This is a genomic window from Pedobacter sp. (assembly GCF_041662865.1).
Classification (GTDB): domain Bacteria; phylum Bacteroidota; class Bacteroidia; order Sphingobacteriales; family Sphingobacteriaceae; genus Pedobacter.
Genome location: NZ_JBAZRL010000079.1, coordinates 1 through 8282, shown reverse-complemented (window position 1 = coordinate 8282; position 8282 = coordinate 1). Strand labels below are relative to the sequence as shown.

Below are 8282 nucleotides of genomic sequence, written 5' to 3'. Positions count from 1 at the left end.
CAATAATTTTTTCTTTTTTACTACTATGTTCTTCTACATCTCGGCTTACACTTAAAATAATACCGAATGCTATACTTGTAAATATCATTGACGTACCGCCCATGCTTACTAATGGCAAAGGCACTCCTGTTACTGGGCCTAAACCAACTGCAACTGCCATATTAGCAAAAGCTTGAATGGTTAAACTAAAACTCAGTCCTGCGGCCAACAAGGCACCAAATGCCTTGGGACTTCGTGTTACAATTCGTACACATCGGTAAAGCAAAACCAGGTATAGCACTACAATGGCTAAACCTCCAACTGTTCCATATTCTTCGATAATAATGGCAAAAATAAAATCAGAATATGGGTGAGGTAAGAAGTTACGCTCAGTACTATTACCTGGCCCTTTACCAAATAACCCACCACTTGCCAAAGCAATTTTCGAATGATTTGCTTGGTAATTTTTATCAGATGTTTGTTTTTCTGGATGCAAGAATGTATTAATACGTGATTTATAGGTTTCCCTTCTAGGGCCTAGAAAAACCACAAACATTAATAAAACTATCCCCCCAGCACAAACTATTGCAATTTGTTTAATACTAATTCGACCAATAATCAGCAATAAAATACTTACGCCGAATAGCATTAGTGCAGTTGATAAATTGGCTAAAGCGATTAATATAAAAACCACACAAACAGAACCCATAATTGGCACGAACGAATTTTTAACGTCTTTGATGTTCTCTTGTTTCCTAGTTAACATTCTTGCCAAAAAGGTAATCAGTGCTAATTTTGCTAAATCTGAGGTTTGAAAAGTTAACCCAATTACTGGGATTTTTACCCAACGAGTTGCGTCATTAATACTACTTCCAAATATTAGCGTATAGAACAGTAACGGGATGGTAACAATCATTAATATTTTAGAAATTCCTGAATAGTACTTATAATCTAACAAGTGCGAAATATAAATCATTGCAATACCCAATAATACAAAGATGACATGTTTGTAAAGCAAGTATTTTTCTACAGTTATTCCTTTTTTATAAGCAATAGCTCCAGTTGCGCTATATACAGCCATAATAGAAATGAGTGATAACATGATAATTATCAACCAAATCCATCGGTCTCCTTTTGTTCTTTCTAGAAGTGCGTTGATATTAAACATTTTATAATTCTTTTACTGCTGCTTTAAATTGGTTACCTCTATCTTCGTAGTTTTTAAATAAATCGAAACTTGCACAAGCCGGAGATAACAATACTGTATTTCCTTTTTTTGCTAAATGATATGCCACTTGAACTGCTTCTGCCGCAGAAAATGTATTCACAATAATATCCACGTCATCTTCAAAAGCTTCGTGAATGCGTTTATTGTCTTTGCCCATACATACAATGGCGCTAACTTTACTACGTACTAAATCTTTCAGCATGCTATAATCATTTCCTTTATCTACACCACCCATAATTAAAACCACATCCGGGCCCACGCTTTCTAATGCATACCAAGTAGAATTTACGTTCGTTGCTTTAGAATCATTGATGTAGGTCACGTCAGATATTTTGGCAACAAACTCCAAACGATGCTCAATATTTTTAAAGTTACCCATGCTTTCGCGGATGGTTTCATTACGTAACTCTAAAACTTTGGCTACTATGCCCGAAGCCATAGAGTTGTAAATGTTGTGCTTGCCCTGTAAGGCTAACTCTGAAATTGACATGGTGAATGGTTGTTTAAGGTGTGTGTTGATGTGTATAGTTTGGTCTTCTAAATAAGCGCCTTCTGCTACTTTTTTACGAATTGAAAAAGGATATTGCTTAGCATTGATTTTAGTTTTTTCTAGAGATCTGAGAGTTTCTTCATCGTCAGCGCAATAAATGAAAAAATCTTTATCAGTTTGATTTTGAACAATGCGCATTTTTGATGCAGCATATTTTTCTAATTTGTAATCGTAACGATCTAAATGATCTGGAGTAATGTTTAACAAAACAGCTATATCTGCTTTAAAATCGTACATATCATCCAGCATAAAGCTTGATATTTCTAAGACGTACCAATCGTATTCTGCATCACTTACTTGAGCTGCAAAACTCTGACCGATATTACCGCCCAAACCAACATTTACACCTGCATTTTGAAGAATGTGATAGGTCAGCATGGTGGTAGTTGATTTACCATTTGAACCTGTAATACAAATAGTTTTTGCAGTGGTATATCTTTTAGCAAACTCAATTTCTGAGATTACTGGAATATTATTTTTAACTAACGCTTTAACAATTGGGGCTGTAGTTGGTATACCTGGGCTTTTTATCACCTCTGTTGCATTCAATATCAATTCGTTAGTATGTTGTTTTTCTTCAAAAGAGATTTTTAATTCTTGCAAAGCTGATTTATAGCGATCAACAATAGCACCAAAATCAGATACAAAAACATCAAAACCATGCTTTTGCGCCAATTTCGCCGCACCTACTCCGCTTTCGCCTGCTCCAAGAATTACAATTCTCTTTCTTTCCATTAGCGTAGTTTTAAGGTTACGAAAGTGATAATTGCCAGCATAATGCCTATAATCCAGAAACGCGTTACGATTTTTGCTTCATGATATCCTTTTTTCTGATAATGGTGATGCAAAGGCGACATTAAGAAAATTCTTCTTCCTTCGCCAAAACGTTTTTTAGTGTATTTGAAATAACTTACTTGTAGCGTAACCGATAATACTTCGATTAAAAACACACCACATAAAATCGGAATTAACAGTTCTTTACGAATCATAATTGCGAAAACCGCGATGATGCCGCCAATTGTTAAACTTCCAGTATCGCCCATAAAAATTTGAGCTGGATAAGAATTATACCATAGAAATCCTACACAAGCTCCTACAAATGCACCAGCAAAAATGATGAGCTCTCCAGAGTTTGGGATGTACATGATATTGAGGTAATCTGCAATTACTGTATTACCAGAAACGTAGGCCAAAATACCTAAAGTTATTCCAATTATCGCTGATGTTCCTGTCGCCAGACCATCAATTCCATCTGTTAAATTTGCGCCATTTGATACAGCCGTAACTATTGTGATTACAAAAAACAGGAACACAATAATTGCATATTTCTCATAATCCTTACCTAAGAATTTAAGTACTTTAGCATAATCAAACTCGTTATTTTTGTAAAAAGGAACATTGGTTTTCGTTGATTTTACATCTTGAGTGTAATAAAACTTCTCTCCTTTTTGCCTCAAAATCATTGGTGCGTCATTCTTTTTAACGGCCGTTTCATCAACTGTTTGTCGTACTACTATATTTGAATTGTAAAACATAGTTAAGCCAACAATAACGGCCAAACCAACTTGTCCTACTACTTTAAACCTACCAGCTAGTCCTTCTTTATTTTTTCTGAAAACTTTAATATAATCATCAACAAAACCAATTATACCCATCCACACTGTGGTAATGATCATTAAAACAACATACACATTTGTAATATTGGCAAACAACAACGTTGGAATAAGAATACCCAACAAAATCATGATACCACCCATTGTTGGTGTACCTTGTTTTTGCATTTGACCTTCCAAACCTAGGTTTCTAACGGTTTCTCCAACTTGTTTACGGTGTAAATAATCTATAATTCTTCGACCATAAACTGTAGTGATAATTAACGATAAAATAATCGATAATGAAGCTCTGAAAGTAAGATATTGGAACAACCTTAATCCAGGAAAATCATAGTGCTTATGCAGATATTCGAATAATAAATATAACATTAGTTGATTTCGTTTAGTTGTTCTATTAACACTTCTTTATCGTCAAAATGATGTCTAACACCATTAATTTCTTGGTATTTTTCATGGCCCTTTCCTGCAACTAGAATAATATCTCCAGGTTTTGCAATGTGGCAAGCTGTTTTAATAGCTTCTTTTCTATCTAAAATGCTTAAGGTTTTACGTTGATTAGTTGGCGAAACACCTTTTTCCATTTCATTAATAATAATTTGTGGATCTTCTGTTCTCGGGTTATCCGATGTAAGAATTACTTTATCACTCCAATCGCATGCAACTTGTGCCATAATTGGGCGCTTAGTTTTATCTCTATCGCCTCCACAGCCAATAACTGTAATTACTTGCTCCGTTCCCTTTCTAATATTTGCTACAGTACTTAATACATTTTGAACAGCGTCCGGTGTATGTGCATAATCTACTATTCCAATAATCCCTTGTTTCGAAACGGCATAATCAAATCTCCCTTCAGCACCATTTAATGTGCTTAAAATGGTTAATACCTCCAGTTTATCTTGCTCTAACAAAATCGCAGTCCCGTAGGCGGCTAACAAATTATAGGCGTTAAATGATCCTACCATTCTAAAATGAACATCAATATCATCAATGTTTAAATTCAATCCGCTAAATTTATTTTCGATTATTTTCGCTTTAAAATCAGCCATTTGCTTTAAAGCATAGGTCTTTTTAGTCGCCTTTGTGTTTTGCAACATCACTTTCCCATTTTTATCGTCAACATTGGTTAAGGCGAATGAAGATTTTGGCAAATGATCGAAAAATTCCTTTTTTGCCTTTAAATAATTATCAAATGTCTGATGAAAATCCAAGTGATCGTGAGTAATATTAGAAAATACTCCGCCTCCAAAAGTCAATCCCGCAATGCGATGTTGAACTACAGCATGAGAACTTACTTCCATGAAACAATATTCACAATCTGCATTCACCATATCCTGCAATAAAGAATTTAGAGCTATTGGATTTGGTGTGGTATGCGTAGCAGGAATTATATCTTCATTAATATGATTTTGGACAGTAGAAATTAAACCAACACTATAACCTAAACCACGAAATAGCTGGAATAAAAGCGTAGCAATCGTAGTTTTTCCGTTTGTACCTGTTATACCGATTAATTTAAGTTTTGTAGATGGATTTCCGTAAAAATTGCTAGCAACAATCCCTAAAGTAATCGAAGAATTTTCTACTTCAACATAGGTTACGGTTGATGCTATTTCCGCAGGTAAAGTTTCGCAGATAATTACAGTTGCGCCCGCGATTATGGTTTGTGCTATATATTCATGACCATCTACAACTGTTCCTTTTACTGCAAAAAATAAAGTGTTCTCAGTTACCTGACGGGAATCAAAAGCCAAAGTGACAACCTCTTGATTAGGTTTTCCCGTCAAACTTTTAATCGCTACACCATATAATAAATCTTGCAACTGCATCTTATTGTAATTCTATTTCTACCATTAATCCTTTACCAATGCTACTACCAGGTTGTATCGATTGGCTTTTCACTTTACCACTACCTTTTACTCTGGCTTTTAAACCTGCATTACCAATTAAATACATGGCATCTTTTAAGCCCATGCCATTTACATTTGGCATGATTCCCTTAACAGGCACATTTTCCTGAAATGCAATTCCGTTACTTGTATCTACTGAATTGAAATAATCTGATTTTGCTGCATAAAGTGCTTTAATACCGAATGCATTGTATACCTTTTTTGTTGCTTTACTTTGACCAGCTTTTGCTTCTGGCGGATTGGTATTGCCAACAAGATTTTGTTTAATCCCACTATACATTTTTATATCACCAGCATAAATACGGTCGGCGATTTCTCTAAATACTGGCCCAGAAACTAATGCTCCATAATATTCTCCTTTCGGATCATTAATTACTACTATCATTGAATATTTAGGTTTCTTAGCTGGAAAATACCCTACAAATGAAGCTTGGTATTTTTTATCGGCATAACCTTTATCATCATTAGCTACTTGAGCTGTACCAGTTTTACCTGCAATTTCATACAAAGGATTATATACGATTTGCTTTCCACTTCCTTCAGTAACCACCCCTTCTAGCATACTCTTGATTTTACTTAAGGTTACGTCAGAACATATTTTTTCGTTAATTACTCTTGCTTTAAATTGTTCGATTGGATTACCTAATCTTCTAATTTCTTTTACAAAAACTGGAGCTACGTATTTTCCATTATTTGCTACAGCATTATAAAAAGAAAGCATTTTTAAAGGTGTTAGTTGCATTTCATAACCATAAGCCATCTGTGGCAAGGTTAAGAATTTATGCCAGCTAGTATTTGTTGGATTCTTAATCCAAGGTTTTGCCTCACCTGGAATTTGCAATACCATTCTTTCATTCAAATGCCATTTATATAAATGATCTGTAAATTTCGATTGATTATCGTGATAAGCTCTATTTACTAATTCAGCAACAGCAGCATTAGAAGATTGCTCGAATGCTTTTTTAACCGTAACTGTACCAATACTTCCGTGGGAATCTTTAATTATTTTTTTTGAGCCAGGAACTTTATAATTTCCAGTTTCAACCATTGTATTGGTATCTACAACTTTGTCTTCCAACAAAGCCATGTAAGATGCTAATTTGAAAGTAGATCCTGGATCTTGATTACCAGCAATAGCATAGTTAAACTGCTCTTTATATACACCTTCTTCTACTCTTGTATAATTAGCCACCGCTCTAATTTCGCCTGTGGCAACCTCCATAACAATTACAGCCCCATGATGCGCCTTACTTCTAATCAACCCCTTCTCTAATGCATTTTGTGCTAAATCTTGCATGTTTATATCAATGGTTGAAATAATGTCAGCCCCATCTTTTGGTGCAACTTCTGCATCATTATTCACTGGAATCCACACCCCACCACTAATTCTTTGCATTAACCGTTTGCCACTCTCTCCATTAATATAATTACCATAAGCACCCTCTAAACCAACCCCATTTTTTACATTTTCATTTTTGTAACCTATTGTTCTTGATGCTAAATCTTTAAAAGGTTTAATGCGTCTATTTTGTTGAATTGCCATTAACCCACCAGTATATTTTCCAATATTGTATAATGGAAAAGTTCTAATTACTTTTAAATCTTGATAAGAAACTTTACGCTTAATTAGCACATAACGAGCACTATCTTGTCTGGCTTTACGTAAGAAACGAGAATAATCTTTAGCACTTTTATCTCCAAAAAATTGGGATAATTTCATGGCTAACGAATCTACTTTACTATCAAATACTTCTTTATCCTGAATCCCACCAGCCAACATATCCATACGCAATTCATATTCGGGAATTGATGTTGCCAACAAACTGCCATCATTCGAATAAATGTTACCGCGAGCAGCTTCAATATCAAATTCTTTCGTTGATAAACTGTCGGCCATAGCCCGCCATTTATGCCCTTGAATAAACTGCACATCACCCAACCTCAACAAAACAGCAAAGGCGAAAAGTACAATCAGCCCAAATGCCAAGTACACACGCAGTAAAATATTTGCTCTAATGTTCATTTTTTGTTTATTATGATCTTTTTTGGTGGCTCAATCAGTTCTTTTATTCCAAGTGTATCTACCTTTTTTGCTACTTCAGTTAATTTGCTTTTGAACATTAAATCCGCTTTTAGCGACTTATATTCCCAACTTAATTCTTTAACCTCTTTACTTAACTTATCTATATCGCGTATATTTTTTACGGCCATGTGACTATTAGCAATATAAATCATCCCCAAAACGCACAAAAAAATCAAAAATGGAAGCATATCAGTTGCCGATTCTTTACTTACAACCCCTTCTGTAAACAACTTCCTAAAAAAGGCGGTTGTCGGTCCATCCTCTTTTACAGGCTCTTCGACAGTCTCCAACTCCTTTTGTTCCTGCGCTTCTTCTTGCTCTTCTATTCTTTTTCTGAATTGGTTATTCATATTTTTTCTCCAATTCTTAATTTTGCACTTCTAGCACGACTATTCCTTGCCAACTCTTCTTCGTCTGCCATTACAGCTTTACGCGTAATTGATTTAAAAGGCTTTTCTTCATTACCAAAGAAATCCTTATCCACTTCACCTCTAAATTTTCCTTTAGCAATGAAATTTTTCACTGGCCTGTCTTCCAATGAATGATAAGACATTACTACCAATCGACCACCTGTATTTAATACCGCAGCACTTTGCTCTAAAAAACTTTCTAAAACTTCTATTTCAGCATTTACCTCAATGCGCAAAGCCTGGAAAACCTGAGCCATGTATTTATTCTCTTTTCCCTTTGGAATATGAGTTGCGATCACGCTTTTAAAATCTGCAAGTGTAGCAATTGGCTGATTTATTCGACTAGTTACAATCGTTCCTGCTAATGATTTTGCATTTTTAACTTCTCCATAAATCCCGAAAATTTTATGCAACTTATCTTCTGCATACGTATTCAAAACTACCGCAGCAGTTAATGGACGTTGTTTATCCATGCGCATATCTAAACCCGCCTCAAAACGAGTTGAAAAACC

At 35.0% G+C, this 8282-nt stretch carries 7 protein-coding genes; all 7 read right to left on the bottom strand.

The window, feature by feature from the left end:
• Nucleotides 1-1147, bottom strand: a 1147-nt coding sequence (locus WC622_RS15970; RefSeq protein ID WP_372820690.1) for an FtsW/RodA/SpoVE family cell cycle protein, incomplete at its 3' end; no start/stop codon positions are given.
• A 1-nt stretch (nucleotide 1148) separates the two neighbouring features.
• On the bottom strand, nucleotides 1149-2492 hold the full coding sequence (gene murD / locus WC622_RS15965) for a UDP-N-acetylmuramoyl-L-alanine--D-glutamate ligase (protein ID WP_372820689.1): 1344 nt from the start codon (nucleotides 2490-2492) through the stop codon (nucleotides 1149-1151).
• A complete protein-coding gene (gene mraY, locus WC622_RS15960; protein ID WP_372820688.1) occupies nucleotides 2492-3739 on the bottom strand; it encodes a phospho-N-acetylmuramoyl-pentapeptide-transferase in 1248 nt (415 codons plus the stop codon). Before mraY ends, murD begins: the two co-directional genes overlap by 1 nt.
• Nucleotides 3739-5196: a UDP-N-acetylmuramoyl-L-alanyl-D-glutamate--2,6-diaminopimelate ligase gene (locus WC622_RS15955; RefSeq protein ID WP_372820687.1), complete on the bottom strand. Its 1458-nt coding sequence runs from the start codon at nucleotides 5194-5196 to the stop codon at nucleotides 3739-3741. The genes mraY and WC622_RS15955 overlap by 1 nt, the downstream gene beginning before the upstream one ends.
• Nucleotide 5197: 1 nt before the next feature.
• Complete coding sequence (locus tag WC622_RS15950; protein ID WP_372820686.1) at nucleotides 5198-7300, bottom strand: penicillin-binding protein; 2103 nt, start codon at nucleotides 7298-7300, stop codon at nucleotides 5198-5200.
• Nucleotides 7297-7710, bottom strand: coding sequence for an FtsL-like putative cell division protein (locus tag WC622_RS15945; RefSeq protein ID WP_372820685.1), 414 nt, complete (start codon nucleotides 7708-7710; stop codon nucleotides 7297-7299). The genes WC622_RS15950 and WC622_RS15945 overlap by 4 nt, the downstream gene beginning before the upstream one ends.
• Nucleotides 7707-8282, bottom strand: a 576-nt coding sequence (gene rsmH, locus WC622_RS15940) for a 16S rRNA (cytosine(1402)-N(4))-methyltransferase RsmH (RefSeq protein ID WP_372820684.1), incomplete at its 5' end; no start/stop codon positions are given. The genes WC622_RS15945 and rsmH, both read right to left, overlap by 4 nt.

Coding starts and splice junctions, on each gene's coding strand:
- murD (WP_372820689.1), bottom strand. CDS start 2,492: ATGGAAAGAAAGAGAATTGTAATTCTTGGAGCAGGCGAAAGCGGAGTA.
- mraY (WP_372820688.1), bottom strand. CDS start 3,739: ATGTTATATTTATTATTCGAATATCTGCATAAGCACTATGATTTTCCT.
- WC622_RS15945 (WP_372820685.1), bottom strand. CDS start 7,710: ATGAATAACCAATTCAGAAAAAGAATAGAAGAGCAAGAAGAAGCGCAG.
- WC622_RS15950 (WP_372820686.1), bottom strand. CDS start 7,300: ATGAACATTAGAGCAAATATTTTACTGCGTGTGTACTTGGCATTTGGG.
- WC622_RS15955 (WP_372820687.1), bottom strand. CDS start 5,196: ATGCAGTTGCAAGATTTATTATATGGTGTAGCGATTAAAAGTTTGACG.